The following is a 17,859-nucleotide window of genomic DNA, read 5'->3' on the forward strand; positions in this document are numbered from 1 at the left end:
TCTCTTTTCTAAGTAATTTTATTTATTAATATTTTGTTTGACAAAAACATTTGTATGATAAAAAAGGATAAAATTCAGACAAAAATGTTTTGATAAGAAGTAGCTTCAAATTTACAAGAATGATTCAGGGTAGAAATTTTAGCTAATTTTCCTTGTTCCAAAATAGCTACACGGTGGCACAAACTTTTAATTACTGCAACATTATGAGAAACTAAAACAATTGTAGTTTTTAGTTTTTGATTGGTTGTTTGCAATAATTTCAAAATCTCCTGACTTGTCATTTCATCCAGGGCAAAAGTAGGCTCATCACAAAAAATAATTTTAGGCTCATAAACTAAGGAACGCGCAATGGCTACACGTTGTTTTTGTCCGCCCGAAAGTGTTTTAGGATAGATATTTCTAAATTGTTTAAGCCCTACAAAATCTAGCATTTTGTTTACTTTAGAAGTAATTTGTTTTTCAGGAGTGCTTCTTATTTCTAAAGGAAGAGCAACATTTTCAAAAACATTTAAATTACTCAAAAGATTAAAATTTTGAAAAATCATAGCACTTTCTAGATGGCTAAAAGTTTTTTGAATGGAAGAATTAGCATTTTTATCAGGCAACATAAATCCATTCATAATTTTTAATAACGTAGTTTTGCCAGAACCTGAAGTTCCTACTAACCCAAAGATTTCTCCTTTAAAAACTGCAAGTGAAATGTTTTGTAAAACCGGAAGTTGTTCTTTTTTAAGGAAAAAAGTTTTCGAAAGATTATTGATTTTAATCATAAATAATTCCTTGTTTATTGTTTTTTTGAATTTAAATGATTGGAAAGTAGGTGAAAAAAATAAAAAAAACTCTAAAACAAAAATGATGAAGAAAAGTTTAAAAAATGCAATTGGAGTCAGTAAAAGTTTTTAAAAGCTTTTCAAAATTAGTAGGTAAGGGTGCTTCCAAAATAAGATTTTGATTAGTGATAGGGTGATTGAATTTTAGTATTTTAGAATGCAAAAATTGACCTAAAGGAGTAATATGGTGTGATGAGTCATAAAGTAGATCTCCTACAATGGGATGTTTTAGGAAGGAAAAATGTGCTCTTAGTTGATGAGTTCTTCCTGTTTCCAAATTACATTCCATCAAAGAAAAGTGAGAAAAGCGTTGCAAAGTTTTAAAATGAGTAACAGCAGTTTTGCCGTCGGGCATAACTTGCATTTTTAATCGATTATGATTATTTCTTCCGATAGGTAGTTTAATAATACCTTTATCTTCTAAAAAACCTTCAATTAAAGCCCAATAAATTTTGGTAATTTTTCTTTGTTGGAACGCAATTTGTAGTTTGTCGCTTACATCATTAGTTTTAGCAACAATTAATAAACCAGTAGTATTTTTATCAAGTCTATGAACGATACCAGGCCTTTGGGTATCTATATGACTTAAAGTGTTAAATTGGTGTAACAATCCATTAACTAAGGTTGTTTTTTGAAAACTTAAAGAAGGATGCACTACCAAATTGGCAGGTTTATTGATAACTGCTAAATAAGGATCTTCATAAATGATGTCTAAATTAAGATTTTGAGGAGTTTGTAAATTAATAGATTCGTGAGTTTGAGGGATGATAACTGTAATGAGGTCTTGGGGCTTTAACAAATAACTTTTTTTAGAAGATTTGGTGTTGACCAAAACTTGTTGTGCCAAAATTAATTTTTGACATTGACTTTTATTTAAATTAATGTGAGCGGATAAAAAATGATCCAAACGTTGAAATGCCTCACTGGCAGAAATAAGAAACTCTTTTTTTTCATTCATGCAAAAGGCCTTGTTTTCTAAAAGTTAAAAAATGCAGTAAAAAGGTTGGGTTAAAAAATAAAGACAAAATATTCAAAAGATTAAAAAATTAAGAAAAAGCATTAGTGATAAAATTAAATTATCATAACGAACACCAACTCTAAGAAAGTTTAAAATTGGTGTTAATTGTAAAGATATTTTGTTTTTTGTAAAAAAGCTGTTTTTAGAAATGAAAAAAATAGATTAGATTTAAGTTTGTTCGGAGTCTGTTGACAAAACTTCTGGAGAAGCTTTTTCATTATTGTTTGGATTTGATTCATTTGATTCTTGGTTGTCTAAATTGGTTGTTATTTCTAATTCATCTTTTAAAGGAGTTTTATCAGTGTTAGTTGTTTCATTGTTGGAAGACATTTGAGAAGTTGTTTGGGTTGGGGCGTTGGTTTCTTCTTTTTCTTTTTCCCACCAAGCAATTTTTCCCGTAGCTACAATTTCGTCAATATCTCTTTTATTAAGGGTTTCTATTTCAAGTAAATATTTGGCGATTGTGTCAAGCAAATCTTGATTTTCTTGAATAATTTGTTTGGCTTGTTGATAACAATTAGCAATAATTTTTTGAATTTGTTGATCAATTTCTAAACCTTTAGGATCAGAAAAATCATTTTGAAAAGTGTTTCCTGAATATTGCACTGGTCCTAAATCACTCATTCCATATTTAGTTACCATCAGTTTAGCTATTTGTGTAGCGTGTTTAAAATCGTTATAAGCACCATTAGAAACGTCATCAAACATTAATTCTTCAGCGACACGTCCGCCAAGAAAGGAAGTAATTTGGGCTAATAGGGCTTTTTTAGAAGAAAAGAAAGTTTCTTCTTGAGGAAGCATTAAGTTGTATCCGCCTGCATTTCCACGTGGAATAATAGTGATTTTTTGAACTATTTGGGCAAAAGGAATTTTGATTCCAATAACAGCATGTCCTGCTTCGTGATAAGCTACCATACGTTTTTCTTTGTCGTTGTATTTTTTAGATTTTTTAGTAGGACCAATTAAAATGCGGTCTAAAGCTTCGCTAATGTCTTTTTTATTGATAAAAGTAGCATTTCTTCTAGCAGCTAATAAAGCAGCTTCATTTAAGGTTCCTTCTAATTGAGCGCCACTAAAGCCTGGAGTTTGTTTGGCTAATTCTTCTAAACTGATTTCTTCTGAAAGTTTTTTATTACTTGCATGTAATTTTAAGATAGCTTCACGGTCTTTAACATTTGGTAAAGTAATATTAAAGTGACGGTCAAAACGCCCAGGACGTAAAATAGCTGAGTCAAGAACTTCGGGTTGGTTAGTAGCTGCAATAACAATAACACCCATTTTTTGGTTAAAGCCATCCATCTCTACTAAAAGTTGGTTTAAGGTTTGTTCAGAACCGTTGCTCCCACCAATATTGGAACCTCTTTTTCTAGCAACTGCCTCAATTTCATCAATAAAAACGATACAAGGAGCTGCCAGTTGAGCTTCTTTAAAAAGATCTCTTACACGTGAAGCTCCAACACCTACATAAACTTCATCAAAATCAGAACCTGAAGCAGCAAAAAAAGGAACGCCCGCCTCACCTGCAACTGCTTTAGCAAGTAAGGTTTTTCCTGTTCCTGGAGGCCCATACAACAAAACTCCTTTAGGAATTCTTGCTCCCATAGCAGCATATTTACGCGGGTTTTTTAAAAAGTCAATCAATTCTGACATTTCTTCTTTTTCTTCATCAGCTCCTGCTACATCTGAAAAAGTAAATCTTTTGTGATTGATAATAACTTTGCGACTTTTAGCGCCTTTTTTACCAGAGGTTGATGCCAAAATTTCTTGTCCCATTTGTTTGATAGTATCGGCAAAAAAGAGAAAAAAACAGTAAAAAAATAACATTGTTAAACATTGTCTAAATACCCAAAAAACATGTTCATAACCATTCCAAGGTCTAGGATCTACAGAATAGGTGTTATATTTGTATTTGCCGTTTGGTTTTTTTTCAAATACTTTGTCATAAGGAATATTAAAAAAATCAATTACTCTACCATCTGTAGTAGTAACTACAATGTCACAAAAAGCAGAATTAGCAAAAATGGGATTATACTGTATTTTTTCAATTTCGTTTTTTTGCGCAAGTGCATCAAATGTATTGTTATCTTTTTTTTCATGCTTAGTAAAATAACAATAAATAAAAGTGGCGCCTATTAAAATTACAGCAAAATAAAGGACTCCCATATGGAATTTTTTAAAAATTTTATCAAAAAATGACATAAATTAACCTTTCTTGCAAGAAATTATCTTTGGGTTAAACATTAAAATAAAATATTTTAATGTTTTGAGTTTAAATTCGGGATGGATGTAATTTCTGCATTTTTTTCGATTCTCATTTTTAATTTGTTTGAGAAAAACAATTTGAAGAGGTAAAAAAGTTTTTAAAAGCTAAATAAATCCTGAATTGATTTCCTAAAGTTAGGTTGGTATATAATTGAGGAATAAATAAAATATTGTCTAGATTGTCTACTACTAACCATAAATTATTTCTTTGAGTAAGGGGAACTTTTTTTTCAATTAAAAATTTTTTCAATTTTTTAGTGCCAAAACTAAATTTTAATGTGTCTTTTGGTTGGCGCAAACGCACTTTTAAAGGGAAGCTAACTTTTTGAGAATTATAATTGAGGGTTTCTATCAAAGGACAAACACAAACAAGACAAAGATTACATGTAGAAACACACAACAAAGGTTTTGTTAAAGCAAAGGGGAGCGGTAGTGCGGGGTTCATTAATTTAATATGCTTGTAATCTTTAATTAAATGCCAATCAGAATTAAGATGCCAAGATAGATTAGGCTTATAAGGATTGTTAATGCCTTTGATTATATTTTGGATAAAAATAAAACTTTGAGTAATATTTTTTTGTTCTAATAATAATAAAATGATATCTTTTTGAATAACTAAATCAAGGTTTAAAAAAGGCGCAAGTGCAATAGAGTTTGGTTGGTTACAACTATGATTTGTGTGTTTTGTAAGAAATAAAAGAGTTTGTTTTCGAATAAAATTGTAGGCTTGCAAAAGAGTTTGTTGGTATTTTTGGATATTTTGCAAAAAACTAGTTTGAGTTTTTAAATAGGGAATAACTTGATGCCTGATTTGGTTTCTTTGATAAGTAAGCTTTTGATTGGTGTAATCTTCCAAAAAAGGAATTTTGTAAAAAGCAGCATAACTTATGATTTTAGCTTTGGGAATGTATAAAAAAGGTTTTAAAAAGATGAAATCCGTCCAAGAAGTTTGGATCTGCATGCCACTATAACCTAGCAAAGTGCTGCTTCTGCTTATTTTTTGTAAAATAGTTTCTGCCAAATCATCTAAATGATGAGCTGTCAAAATAAAAGGGGTTCGGTGTTTTGCAGCTATTTGCATTAATTTTTGTTGCCTTAATAAACGTGCTTGGGCTTGAAAGTTTTTTTGAGGGCAATTTAGTTCAAAATAATGGAAGCCAAGGGAGTTTTGGAGGCAATAATTTTTAACTAATTCTTTATTTTTCCAAGTATTGGAGTTTGTTAAATGGTTGAAATGCACAACTTGAAGTTTTATTTTTTGTGCCACCAAATAATGAAGTAAAGCCATTGAATCAACGCCACCACTTACAGCTATAATATAGGTTTGATTGGTTTCTAGACTACAAGCAAGTTTAATATTTTCCATGAAAAATCCTTAATTAAAATTGCATTTGAGTTGGAGTTTTAGGGTGTTGAGTTGTTCTTGGTTAACTGCGCTGGGAGCTTCTAACATCAAATCTTTGGCACTTTGGGTTTTAGGAAAAGCAATAACATCTTTGATATTATTAGTTTTGGTAAACAACATCACAAGACGATCAAGACCTAGGGCAATTCCTCCATGAGGTGGGGTACCGTATTTAAGGGCTTCGATTAAAAAACCAAAACGGTTTTGCACTTCTTCTTGCAAAAATCCTAAAAGACTAAAAATTAATTCTTGCGTTTGGTGATTGTTAATTCTTAACGAACCACCACCCACTTCATAGCCGTTCCAAACTAAATCATAAGCATTGGCAAGAGCTTTTTGAGGATTGCTTTTTAAAATAGTAGCATCACGAGGGGCAGTAAAAGGATGGTGCAAAGAGTAAAGACGGTTTGGTGGGGATAGGTCTTCTTGAATGGTTTCAAACAAAGGAAAATCAACAATCCATAATAACGCTTCTTGAGTTGTGTCAACCAAAGATAAATCAAGGGCTAGTTTGGTGCGAAAAATACCTAAAGCTTTGTGAATAATGTCTTTTTTGCCAGAAACGACAAAACAAATTTCTTCATTTTTTAAAAAAGAATCATCTTGAATAAATTGAGATATTCCACCTATAATTTTATCATTTTTTTAACAAAAGAAAACAATTTCAAGTTAAAATGTTTACTAAAAAACAATTGATACTCATCTAGTTTACGGCGTGTCAAAAATGCTGTTTTGGAAACTTTAAATCCTTTAATTTTTCCTGCAAAAATATTTTGGGAATAAGTATTAGTATCAAAAAAAGTAGTAAAATCTGTAATTTTAAGGGGATTCCTTAAATCTGGTTTATCAGAACCATAAAGTTCAAAGGCTTGTTGATAAGTTAATCTTAAAAAGGGTTGAAGAAGTGGTTTTTTCCAAATATTGGCAAATAAATCTACTATAATTTCTTCCGTTAAAGACATAATTTCATCTTGATTTAAAAAAGATGTTTCGATATCAATTTGACTAAATTCAGGTTGTCTATCAGATCTGAGGTCCTCATCACGGAAACAACGCGCTACTTGAAAATACCTTTCAAATCCTGCAATCATGTATAATTGTTTAAAAAGTTGGGGAGATTGAGGAAGAGCATAAAAATTACCTGGATAAATCCTAGAAGGCACTAAATAATCTCTTGCTCCTTCAGGAGTTGATTTAGATAAAATGGGGGTTTCTAGTTCTAAAAAATCATTTTTCAAAAGGGTTTGACGAATACTTTGGGTAATGTGATGTCTTTGAATCAAAAAATGTTTAACTTCAGGATTTCTTAAATCCAAATAACGATATTTAAGTCTGGTTTCTTCTAAACTTTCTTGACTTTGAAACACATTTAAAGGTAAGGTTTGAGCCTCACTTAAAATTTCAATATGAGATACTAAAATTTCAATATCACCAGTTGGCAAATCAGGATTTTTATTGATTCTTTCAATTACTTGACCTTTAATTTGCACGACTGTTTCTAATTTAATTAAAGCTATTTTGTCGTATTGTGGATTGTTTTCTTTAACTAATAATTGAACGATGCCAGAAACATCGCGTAAGTCAAAAAAAGAGTTTTTCCTAAATTACGTTTACGAAAATAAAACCTTTTAGAAAAACTATTTTTCCTTGGTGGATTAGTGTTAATTGATTATTATAATAGCTATATTTAGTTTTCATGAATATAATTTAACTCCTTGTTGTTTTGTAAATAAGAAACAACATCTTTTTGTAATATGGTGGTTTGCTGTTGGGTGTAAGTATTTTTGATTGTAATTTGATTATTGGCAAATTCTTTTGGTCCCAGAATTAAAAGATAAAGAGGTTGTTTTTTTAAGGCTTGTTTAAGACTTTTGGAAAAAGATAAAAACTTATAATTAAGATCAGCGGAAAAACCTTGATGGCGGAGAGTTGTTGCAAGTTCAAGACCTTGATAAAAAAATTGTGGCTCACTAACTAATATAAAGGCATCTAAAGAAGGTAAGATATTTTTGTTACAAAAAGAACGGGTGGCTAGAATTGACATTAAGCGTTCCATACCTAAGGCGAATCCAATACCAGGCGAAGGACTTCCTCTAAATAAAGTAACTAAATTATCATAACAACCACCGCCACCCAAAACTGCTTGATGTCCTTGTTCGTTATTGTAAACAATTTCAAAAACACTATTAGTATAATAATCAAGCCCACGGACTAAATCATGACACAATTCAAAATTAACATTCATTTGTTTAAGCCCTTCTAAAACTTGTAAAAAACGAACTTTATCATCCTCAACAAGGTGGTCAAAAATGCGTGGTGCTTGCTTTAAAAAAGGTTCATTATTACAATTTTTACAATCCCAAATACGCAAAATATTTTTTTCAAATCTTTCTTGGCATAAAGGACATAATTGTTGATAATGTGTTTGTAAATAGTTTTTAAAAACTTGTAAATAATTATTGTATGTAGTTTTGCATCCCAAAGAATTAATTTTCACAGTAATATCACAAATCCCTAATGATTTAAGGGTTTTATAGGCAAGAAAAATTACTTCTACATCTAAAAAAGGGCTTGATTGTCCTAAAATTTCTACTCCTACTTGATGAAATTGACGATAGCGACCTTTTTGAGGTCTTTCATAGCGAAAAAAAGGTCCATAATAAAAAAACTTGTGTAATTGTGAAGTTTTATCTAATTTATTTTCCACATAACTACGAATAACACCAGCAGTTCCTTCGGGACGCAAAGTAATAAAACGTCCTTTTTTATCTGTAAAAGTGTAAGTTTCTTTGGAAACCATTTCTGAATGTTGAGCTGCTCTATCAAAAACACCACGATATTCAATTATAGGAGTTCTTATTTCTTGCAAATGATACTTAGCAAATAAAGTGCGAATGTGATTTTCTACTTTTTGCCAACAAACCATTTTATCCAACATCAAATCATGAGTACCTTTAATTTTAGAAAACATCTTTGGGCTCCTTTGCTTTTAGGGGTTTGGTTTGGTTTTTAATTTTTGGATTGTTTTGTTGTTTTTGGGATAAAAGTTTTGATAAAGCTTTTAGGGATTTTTATATTTTTAAGTTTTTTGATAATAAAGCTTTAAAAGATGGATGAAAAATAATTTAAAAAACACAAAAAAACAAACAATAAACAAAATAATTTTAATAAGGTATCATTAATAATTGAATAAAATAGAATAAATGAAGTAATAAATAATTGTCTGCATTATAAATAATAAATTATTTAATTATTGATTCTTTGAATTTTATAAATTTGTGAAATTTTATATAAATTAGTAATTAAATTATTTAATTCTTTAGTATTAGCTATTAAAATCCTAATCTTAATAATTGTTTCTAATTTTTGTTTATTAATAACATTAAATTCTAAAATACTTAAATTAAAACTATTGATTTTATTAATAATTTGTTGCACTAAAATATCTTTGGTAGAAGCAATAATGCTAATCCAAGCAGGATATTTAGCAATAGTGTAATCTTTTTGCCATGAAGCAGTAATTAGTCTTTTTTCATCACATTGAGCTAAATTATTACATTCCTTGCGATGCACAATAATGCCTCTTCCTTTAGTGACAAATCCTAGGATTTCGTCGTTATAAACAGGGGTACAACAACTTGCCAATTTTAATTTAGGATTACTAAGACCTTCAATAATAACACCTGTCTCACTTTGATGTTTGAGTTTAACATGAGATTTTGCCATTTGTTTTTGCAAAATATTTTGACTTAAAGTTTCTTTGGCTAAAACAAGCAATTTATTAATTAATGACTTAGGATTTAATTGTTTTTTAGCAATTTCATAATAAAAATCGTTAAGAGTTTGAATATTATAGCGCTCAAAATGTTTTTGGACAAAATTATTATCAAGTAAGGAAATTTCAATTTTATTGGCGGTTAATTCTTTTTCAATAATATCTTTTCCTTTTTGAATTTCTGCTAAATATTCAGTTTTATTTTCTTTGATATCTTTCTTTAAAAAACCTTTAATTTTTCTTTTAGCGTGTGTTGTTTTTACCATACGCAACCAGTCTTTATTAACTGATAAAATATTTTTATTGGTTTTAATCGAAATAATATCGCCATTTTTTAGTTGATAATCAATTGGTGCAATTTGCCCATTAATAATAGCTGCTGTCATTTTGCTTCCTACTGCGGAATGAATACGAAAGGCAAAATCAATGGGAGTAGAACCTTTGGGAAGTTCAAATACTTCTTGAGTAGGAGTAAAAACATAGACATTATCACTTAAAATATCATTTTTAATAGCATCTACAAATTCTTTGGGTGTTTCTTCAGGATGATTTTTGGCATCAATAGTAATTTTAACTAATTCTCGATACCATCTTAATTTTTTGGCAAGTTCTAATTGTTTAGCTTCTTGGGAATAAGTTTTATTTTCTTTATAAGCCCAGTGAGCAGCAATTCCTTTTTCAGCAATTTCATCCATTTCTTGAGTTCTTATTTGCATTTCAAACAAAGAACCATCCTTAGTTAAAACAGTTGTGTGCAAAGATTGATAAAGATTGGGTTTAGGAACTGCAATATAGTCTTTAAATCTTAGGGGCAATGGCGAAAAATGACCGTGAATAATCCCTAAACATTGATAACACAAATCAACGGTAGGAACAATAATTCGGATAGCTAAAAGGTCAAAGATTTCTTCAAAACTAACTTTTCTTTTAACAATTTTTTTATAAATGCTATAAATATTTTTGACGCGTCCTTTAATAGTGTAATTTTTGAGTTGGTGGCTGTCTAAAAGAGATTTAATATTAGTAATAATTTTGGCAATTGATTCTTCACGTTGTTGTTTTTTTAAACGAATTAAATTAGAAACACGGTAATATTCTTGAGGAAAAACATATCTTAGAGACAAATCTTCTAATTGTGATTTAATTTCAAAAAGTCCTAAACGATGTGTTAAAGGAGCGTGAATTTCTAAGGTTTCTTTAGCAATGCGTAATTGTTTTTCTGAAGTCATCACATTTAAAGTTTGCATATTGTGCAAGCGGTCAGCAATCTTTACAATAACAACTCTAATGTCTTTCGCCATCGCTAAAAACATTTTTTGTTGATTATCAGCATGTCCTTGATTTTTGTGAAAAGCAATTTTGGTAAGTTTGGTTGCCTGATAAACTAAATAAGCTACATCTTCTCCAAACAAAGAAGTTAAATCTTCCATAGTAGCATTAGCATCTTCCAAAACGTCGTGGAGTAAACCCGCCATTAAAGTATTGGGTTCGCTGTTTAATTGTGCCAAAATTTTAGTCACTGCACAAGGATGAATAATATATGGTTCTCCTGTAAAACGTTTTTGCCCGTGATGTTTTTCTTTGGCAAAAAGATAGGCTTTAGTAATTTTTTGCAAAATGGTGGCATCTTGAATATTTTTGAAAATCACAACCATTAAATCTTGATATAATGTATCTTTTTCTAAAGTTAAATCGGAATTTAAAATCATCTTATAACCTTCCTTTTTAAGGATTTAAAAAAAGCAAAGAAAATAAAAGGAAGCAAAAAATAAATTAAGTGTATAATCTTTTTGTGCCTTGAAAATAAACTTCTTTAATAACACCTGCACCACAACAAATATTATTATTATAAAAAGCACATATTTGCCCTGGAGTTACTGCTTTAATTGTTTGAGGATAATAAATTTCTAAGGTATTTTGGTCTATCCAAGTTAAAATAACATCTTGATTGGGTTGGCGGTAACGCATTTTGGCTTGCAAGTGCAGATTGGTTTTTTTACCGCGCCAAACAATATCACTAATTAAGGCTTTGTCGCTGTATAAATAAGGATGTGTGTTGCCTTGTTCTACGTATAAAGTGTTAGTTTGAAGGTGTTTTCCCACGACAAACCAAGGTTTTTGGCTGGAAAAATCACCCAAACCTAAATTTTTGCGTTGCCCTATAGTATAATACATTACTCCTTTGTGATGTGCTAAAAAAGTACCATCCAAAGTTTTAATATCACCTTTTTGAGCGGGTAAATAGTTGCTTAGGAATTGAAAAAAATTTCTTTCACCAATAAAACAAATCCCTGTGGAATCTTTTTTAGTGGCATTAATTAAATTATTTTCTAAAGCAATTTGGCGTACTTCTTGTTTGGTGAGATTACCCAAAGGAAACAAAATATTTTGTAATTGTTTAGTTGCTAGTTGTGATAAAAAATAAGTTTGATCTTTGTTTTGATCCACAGCACAAGCAAGTTGTGGAAATAATTTTTGTTCCGAAAAAGTTTCATATATGATGTTAGCATAATGTCCCATAGCAATATATCGAGGGGCAAGTTTTGTTGTTACATACTCAATGAAAGCTCTAAATTTAATTTCATTATTACACAAAATATCGGGATTTGGAGTAAGATTATTTTCAAAGGCTTTTATAAAAGACATAAATACTTTTTGCCAATATTCTTCAATAAAATCAACACGATGTAACTTAATTCCTAGTTGTTCAGACACTTTTAAGGCATCTTTATAATCTAGTTCTTGCGGGCATATGTCATTTAAAGTGGGATTGCCTTGGATATCAAAATTAAGATTGCTATCCCAATTACGCATAAAAACTGCTTCTACCAAATAACCTTGTTTTTTTAAAAGAAAAGCAGCAACGGCACTATCAACTCCTCCTGATAAACCAACAACAACTTTTGTCATTTTTTGCTCCTTTTCTTTTTTTAGTTTGTTATGTATTATTTTGATGATATTTTATTGATGTTTTGATATTTTGGTTTTTTTGGAAATTTGTTTTATTACTTTTTATTCTTGTCTTTGTAGATAAATAGGAAGCAAAAATTCATTTCTGGGCGAAAGACTATTTTCTAAAACTTTAGGACCTGGTGCCACATTTTGTCTTTTAAATTGGTTTTGATAAAAAGTTTTAAGATATGAAACAACTAATTGATTGCTTTTTTCTTGACTCAAATCAAAGGCAATTTGTAATAACCAAGCAATTTTGGTTTTGGTAAAACCTTTTTTGATGTGGCAACAAAGAATAAAATCTTCTATAATTAATTTTTGATTAATGTTTTCTTGTGCTAATTTTTGATATAATTTTTTTAAGGAAGGTGCAATTTGTAAATGGTTGTTTTCTAAATGATAAAGTAATAATTCTTTAACTAAAACGTTAGGAACACCAGCATTGACATTATAAATGTGGTCATAATGACTACGAGGATTGTTTTTTCCTAAAGCCATATCCGAAAAATTATTATTTTCTAACAACAAAAACTTTTGCGTTTGGGAAGCCAATTCCTTTAAAAAAACTTGATCTAGGTCTTTGGTACAAGAAGCAAGCTCGTTTGATAAAATAGAAATGTTGTTAACATTTTTGACTAAAGTAGCTATTTTGTTTGTTTCATTTGTTGCGCTTGTGTTGTTTGTGGCATCAATTTTGTCAAGTCCCAAAAAGGCTAACAAATCTTTTTTATTTAAAAAACCACTTTCACAAATGTGACAAACTCCTTTAGTTTGTAAAAAATCTTTGAGGAGTTGATAATGAGTTGGGTTAGAAAAAAGAAGTGGATTTAGGATTACAATTAAATCTTCTAATGGTTTTTGCAATAAGGAAAAACTTTGAAAAGCAACTACTAAAGTTAATAAATCTTTAATATTTTCAGTAATTTCTACAATTATTTTGGCGTTCAAATTGCTAAGTTTGGTTTTAAGTGCTAATACTTGAATTTCGTTTGCCAATTTTAAGTGCGAAGCAACATTTGATTGAGGAATAAAAGGCGTTTGATTGATTGGTTTTTCAAAATAATAATGAGGTGTTTCTTTAAGTTCAAAATAAGCTTTTAAAAAAGGATGTTGTTTACCTATTCTTTGGTCACCATAAGTAGTATCAATTCTTCTTTGAAATTTAATTAAATCAACACAAACATCAACTACTAAACTTACATCTTGATTAAATAAATCTTTTTCGGAGACCATTTCGCCTAACAAAGCAGCCATTTTGTGGTTAGAAAATAAATTATCAACAGTGGATTCAGTAATTCCGCTACTGGTGTAAAAATAGCCTCCAATTTGTTTGCGCGAATGATCAAGAACGGCATTTTTTCTTAAATCAAGTTTGCCTATGTGATCAGTTGAAGCAGAAAGGTTAAAAATTAAATGAGCCCCATTTAAGGAAAGTAGATCGCCAGGAGAAAAGACAGTCCATAAATCTTGACAAATTTCTACTCCAAAAATAAGATCAAATTGAGAATTAATAAATAAAACATCTCCAAAAGGAACTGTTTGACCCAAAATTTGGATGTATTGGGATTCACAGGTTTTACCTGATTGAAACCATCTTTTTTCACTAAATTCTTTATAATTGGGAATAGTTTTTTTAGGGGTTATTCCTAATATTTTATCTTTTTGAATGATAACTGCTACATTAAATAAAACTTCATGCAAAGCAAGAGGCATACCTAAAATATAGACTCCTTCAAAAGAATTATTTTTTAAAAGCCAATCTAAAGCTTGAAAATTTTGTTCTAAAAAATTAGTTTCAAAAAAAAGATCTCCTGCTGTATAACTACTTAAACAAAGTTCAGGGAACAAAACAAAACTGGCTTTACTTTTTTTTAGAACATTTTGCATACTATAAGCATTTTTTAAGGGATTGCCTACTGTTAAAGGAGGACTTGCTAATTCAATTTTAATAGAACCGTTTTTGTACATTTTCTTTTATTTGCTTCCTTAGTTATTCATTTTTTAATAATTAAAGTTTAATATTTATGATAACTAATATTTTTTATTAAGATAATTTAATGTTAATAACTATAATTTTTATTGTTTATTTTTAAATAATTTTTTATATTGATGTTAAATAAATTGATAAGTATTTATATGGTTTAGGATGATAAAAAAATAAAACCATTATATATATTATATAATTTTTTAATAATTTTCCCAAATAAAACCTTATAATTAATTCTTTTTTATTATTAATAATAATTTTTGATTATAATTGTATTTATAAAGATTATTTTATTGATAAAAACTATTATTAATAATAAAGATAAATAAAAAAAACTAGGTTAAAAAAAACCTAGCTTTTTTTAAAAACAGTATAATTAGGGATTAATTAGTTTTTTTGTTTTTTTAACAAAGAAAACGCCACCACCAATAGCAGCAACAACTGTAACAGCTACTAATGTTAAAAACCACCATGATTTGTACCAAGATGTAGTAGAAACACCTTTACCAGCGTCAACTACATAAGTGTAAGTTACTCCACCTGTAACAACATCAGGTTTCGTAGTTTTAGCTTTAACTATTACTTTTTTTGCATTTGTATCGGCTACATCAACTGTAACATCAACATTTTCATCTGTTAAAACATCAGTATAAATTTTATCTACTTTAGCAGCTTTTAAAGCTTTAACAATTGAAACTATTTGTTTAGCTTCTTCATCTGATTTAAAAGTAAGTTTGTCAGTTCCTGATGGTAATGTTGCTGAATTTAAATCGATAACATTATTAGCAAAAACTTGAACGCCAACAAACATTAAAGAAACAGCAGCAAATAAAACTAAAACTTTAGCAATTAAAGATTTTTGAGTTTTTTGATTTTGCATTGTTTGTTCTCCTTTCTTGCGTTATATAATTATATGGTTTGAGTTGTTTTCTAACAAAGATTTAAAATACAATCAAAACCTACTATTATTTTAACATGAAAAAAAGAAAAATGAGAAATAATAATTAAAAAAATAAAGCTTTATTAGTTACAAAAAATTATTCTTGTGTCCCTAAATCAAAGTTATTATCTTTATTTTCTTTAAAACTTACAACAGCAGCCTCAGTTGTAATCATCAAAGCAGAGATAGAAGCAGCATTAATAACAGCTTGACGAGTTACTTTAGTAGGATCAATTATGCCTTCTTTTAATAGACAAACATATTTACCTTCTTTAGCATTAAAACCAAAATTTGAGGGTTGTAAAAGTTGTTGTTTTACTACATCTTTACCTGAAAATCCTGCATTATAAGCAATTTGATAAGTAGGCACTAAAAGACTTTGTACTACCAAATCAATTCCTTGTTGTACTTCTTTATTATCAGATACTAAAGTATCTTTTAATTCTTGATAGACCTCAACTAAAGCTTTTCCACCACCAACTACAATTCCCTCAGTAATAGCAGCTTTAGTAGCATTAAGAGCATCTTCAATACGTAATTTTTTATCTTTTAATTCAGTATCAGTTGCAGCCCCAACTTTAATTAAGGCAACTCCTCCTGATAATTTAGCTAATCTTTCTTGCAAATTTTTAGTTTCATAATCAGAAGTAGAATTTTTAATTTGGGTTTTTAATAATTGAATACGTTTTTCTAATTCAGGACTTTTAGAATTGCTTATCAAAGTAGTATTATCTTTTTTAATAATAACTTTATTGATATTTCCTAAATCATCCATTTTTAAATCTGCTAATTTCATATTAAGATCTTTAAAAACAAAATTAGCTTTTGTAAGTACTGCAATATCTTTTAACATTTCTTTTTGATTATCGCCAAAACCAGGAGCATTAGTTACAACTACATTAAAAGTTCCTCTTAATTTATTAGCTACCAAAACCCCTAAAACTTCATTTTCCACTGCTTCAGCTACAATTAACAAAGGTCTAGATGCTTTTACTACTTCTTCCAAAATAGGTACAATTTCTTGCACGGTGCTAATTTTATGATCAGTTACTAAAACTAACGCATTTTCTAAATGTACTGTCATACTTTCTCTATCAGAGACAAAATAAGGAGAAGCATATCCTTTATCGTACTGCAATCCTTCAACAACTTCTAATTCTGTTTCAAAACCTTTGGATTCATCAACATTAATAACTCCATCTTTACCTACTTTTTGCATCGCTTGGGCAATGATTTTACCAATTTCTTGACTACCTGATGAAACAGAAGCCACATTTTGAATATCTTCTTGGTCGTCTACTTTTTTAGATTTAGCTAAAAGTTTTTTTGCAACTGTTAATGAAGCTAACTCAATTCCTTCTTTTACTAAAACAGGATTAGCTCCTGCATCAATTGCATCAAAACCACGATGAATCATACTTTGTGCCAAAACAGTTGCTGTAGTTGTTCCATCTCCTGCTTTATCGTTAGTTTTAGAAGCCACTTCATATACTAACTTTGCTCCCATATTTTGATAAGGATTTTTTAATTCAATTTCTTTTGCAATAGAAACACCATCATTTACAATAGCGGGCGACTCGTAGGCTTTTTCTAAAATAACATTACGTCCTTTAGGTCCTAAAGTAACTTTAACAGTATTTGCAATTGCATCTACTCCTTGTAATAAAGCTTTTCTTGCTTCTTTGCCATAAAGTATTTTTTTACTCATTTTATTACTCCTTATTTATTGATTTATTAATATTTTTATGATTTATGATTTTAAAAAGGGATTAAAATATTGCCTTTTTATTTATTAATATTTAGTTTATAATTATTTATCTTATCTATATTATATTATTTAATTTGTGCCAAAATATCTTTTACAGCAACAATTAAATAATCTTTTTCTCCTAAAGTAACTTTGCTACCAGAATAGCTTTTATAAACCACTTCGTCATCTTTTTTTAAACCTTCAACTTTAGAACCTACTCCAACAACAACTCCAACAGAGGATTTTTCTCTTTCTGATAAAGCTAAAATAATTCCGCTAGCTGTTTTGGTTTCTTCCATTTTCAATTTTAAAACAACATTGTCATGTAAAGGGATAATTGTTTTTTGTTTCATGATTAAACTCCTTTTAATTTAGTAATTTATTATAGTAAATAAAATATTTTTGTAATGATTTAATTTTAGCACTAAATAATTTAAGTGCCAAAGCAATTTTATTATATCATAAGATTTAATAATTGGCAAGTGTTAAAAGAATTAATTAGGTTTTTTGGGGGGATTCAAAAAATTATTTTATGTTTATGGTTTGAAATTGCAACAAAGTTTTTTATTTATGTTGTTATTTATTATCATAAAAATAAGTTTGATAAATAATCTTTAATCTTGGATTAAGATAAATAACACAAACCAATAATAATAAATTACAAGTAATAACTGTTTCTAAATTAAGAACAAAAATAGTAATAAAAGAAGTTATTCCATTAGCAAAAAAAATATTATAATGGGAATTGTCTTTTAGAATATATTTAATACTTGGCAAATAACATAAATAACCATTTATAGTATAAAGACAAGTATGAATTAACATAATTATAATTAAAATGATTAATAAACGTATAATATTTTTTTATTAATATTAAAATGACTTAAATCTTTATAATATAACAATCCTGTAAAGACCAAGATAAAGAGGCATTAATTTT

The 17,859-nt window shown here is 29.0% G+C and carries 12 protein-coding genes and 1 pseudogene; all 13 read right to left on the reverse strand.

Annotated elements, in window-relative coordinates; all coding sequences use genetic code 11:
- Nucleotides 1-74 precede the first annotated feature (74 nt).
- Nucleotides 75-770, reverse strand: a complete 696-nt coding sequence (locus BBA70_RS03175) for an ATP-binding cassette domain-containing protein (protein ID WP_252861644.1) — start codon at nucleotides 768-770, stop codon at nucleotides 75-77.
- A 97-nt stretch (nucleotides 771-867) separates the two neighbouring features.
- Nucleotides 868-1,788, reverse strand: coding sequence for an RluA family pseudouridine synthase (locus BBA70_RS03180; RefSeq protein WP_011412869.1), 921 nt, complete (start codon nucleotides 1,786-1,788; stop codon nucleotides 868-870).
- Between the two features lie 228 nt (nucleotides 1,789-2,016).
- On the reverse strand, nucleotides 2,017-4,047 hold the full coding sequence (gene ftsH / locus BBA70_RS03185) for an ATP-dependent zinc metalloprotease FtsH (protein ID WP_252861645.1): 2,031 nt from the start codon (nucleotides 4,045-4,047) through the stop codon (nucleotides 2,017-2,019).
- Between the two features lie 118 nt (nucleotides 4,048-4,165).
- Complete coding sequence (gene tilS, locus BBA70_RS03190) at nucleotides 4,166-5,476, reverse strand: tRNA lysidine(34) synthetase TilS (protein ID WP_011412871.1); 1,311 nt, start codon at nucleotides 5,474-5,476, stop codon at nucleotides 4,166-4,168.
- A gap of 9 nt (nucleotides 5,477-5,485) precedes the next feature.
- Nucleotides 5,486-7,213: pseudogene (aspS, locus tag BBA70_RS03195) on the reverse strand (aspartate--tRNA ligase).
- Complete coding sequence (gene hisS, locus BBA70_RS03200; protein WP_252861646.1) at nucleotides 7,203-8,486, reverse strand: histidine--tRNA ligase; 1,284 nt, start codon at nucleotides 8,484-8,486, stop codon at nucleotides 7,203-7,205. The pseudogene aspS and the gene hisS overlap by 11 nt, the downstream one beginning before the upstream one ends.
- Nucleotides 8,487-8,761: 275 nt before the next feature.
- Nucleotides 8,762-10,999: a RelA/SpoT family protein gene (locus BBA70_RS03205; protein WP_011412875.1), complete on the reverse strand. Its 2,238-nt coding sequence runs from the start codon at nucleotides 10,997-10,999 to the stop codon at nucleotides 8,762-8,764.
- Nucleotides 11,000-11,063: 64 nt separating this feature from the next.
- Complete coding sequence (gene mnmA / locus BBA70_RS03210) at nucleotides 11,064-12,236, reverse strand: tRNA 2-thiouridine(34) synthase MnmA (RefSeq protein WP_274376791.1); 1,173 nt, start codon at nucleotides 12,234-12,236, stop codon at nucleotides 11,064-11,066.
- A gap of 66 nt (nucleotides 12,237-12,302) precedes the next feature.
- The gene (locus BBA70_RS03215) at nucleotides 12,303-14,210 is read right to left on the reverse strand and encodes a nitrilase-related carbon-nitrogen hydrolase (protein WP_011412877.1); all 1,908 of its coding nucleotides are present in this window, start codon (nucleotides 14,208-14,210) and stop codon (nucleotides 12,303-12,305) included.
- A 395-nt stretch (nucleotides 14,211-14,605) separates the two neighbouring features.
- Nucleotides 14,606-15,109, reverse strand: a complete 504-nt coding sequence (locus BBA70_RS03220) for a hypothetical protein (protein ID WP_252861647.1) — start codon at nucleotides 15,107-15,109, stop codon at nucleotides 14,606-14,608.
- Nucleotides 15,110-15,266: 157 nt separating this feature from the next.
- On the reverse strand, nucleotides 15,267-16,877 hold the full coding sequence (gene groL / locus BBA70_RS03225) for a chaperonin GroEL (RefSeq protein WP_011412879.1): 1,611 nt from the start codon (nucleotides 16,875-16,877) through the stop codon (nucleotides 15,267-15,269).
- A 125-nt stretch (nucleotides 16,878-17,002) separates the two neighbouring features.
- The gene (locus tag BBA70_RS03230) at nucleotides 17,003-17,272 is read right to left on the reverse strand and encodes a GroES family chaperonin (protein WP_011412880.1); all 270 of its coding nucleotides are present in this window, start codon (nucleotides 17,270-17,272) and stop codon (nucleotides 17,003-17,005) included.
- 223 nt (nucleotides 17,273-17,495) lie between these two features.
- Nucleotides 17,496-17,696 carry a hypothetical protein gene (locus BBA70_RS03235; protein ID WP_252861648.1) on the reverse strand — a complete coding sequence of 67 codons (201 nt, stop codon included), beginning with the start codon at nucleotides 17,694-17,696 and terminating at the stop codon, nucleotides 17,496-17,498.
- Nucleotides 17,697-17,859 lie beyond the last annotated feature (163 nt).

Origin of the sequence: New Jersey aster yellows phytoplasma, assembly GCF_002554195.1 — a bacterium.
Taxonomy (GTDB): Bacteria; Bacillota_I; Bacilli_A; order Acholeplasmatales; family Acholeplasmataceae; genus Phytoplasma.

Coding starts and splice junctions, on each gene's coding strand:
- BBA70_RS03175 (WP_252861644.1), bottom strand. CDS start 770: ATGATTAAAATCAATAATCTTTCGAAAACTTTTTTCCTTAAAAAAGAA.
- BBA70_RS03180 (WP_011412869.1), bottom strand. CDS start 1,788: ATGAATGAAAAAAAAGAGTTTCTTATTTCTGCCAGTGAGGCATTTCAA.
- ftsH (WP_252861645.1), bottom strand. CDS start 4,047: ATGTCATTTTTTGATAAAATTTTTAAAAAATTCCATATGGGAGTCCTT.
- tilS (WP_011412871.1), bottom strand. CDS start 5,476: ATGGAAAATATTAAACTTGCTTGTAGTCTAGAAACCAATCAAACCTAT.
- hisS (WP_252861646.1), bottom strand. CDS start 8,486: ATGTTTTCTAAAATTAAAGGTACTCATGATTTGATGTTGGATAAAATG.
- BBA70_RS03205 (WP_011412875.1), bottom strand. CDS start 10,999: ATGATTTTAAATTCCGATTTAACTTTAGAAAAAGATACATTATATCAA.
- BBA70_RS03215 (WP_011412877.1), bottom strand. CDS start 14,210: ATGTACAAAAACGGTTCTATTAAAATTGAATTAGCAAGTCCTCCTTTA.
- BBA70_RS03220 (WP_252861647.1), bottom strand. CDS start 15,109: ATGCAAAATCAAAAAACTCAAAAATCTTTAATTGCTAAAGTTTTAGTT.
- groL (WP_011412879.1), bottom strand. CDS start 16,877: ATGAGTAAAAAAATACTTTATGGCAAAGAAGCAAGAAAAGCTTTATTA.
- BBA70_RS03230 (WP_011412880.1), bottom strand. CDS start 17,272: ATGAAACAAAAAACAATTATCCCTTTACATGACAATGTTGTTTTAAAA.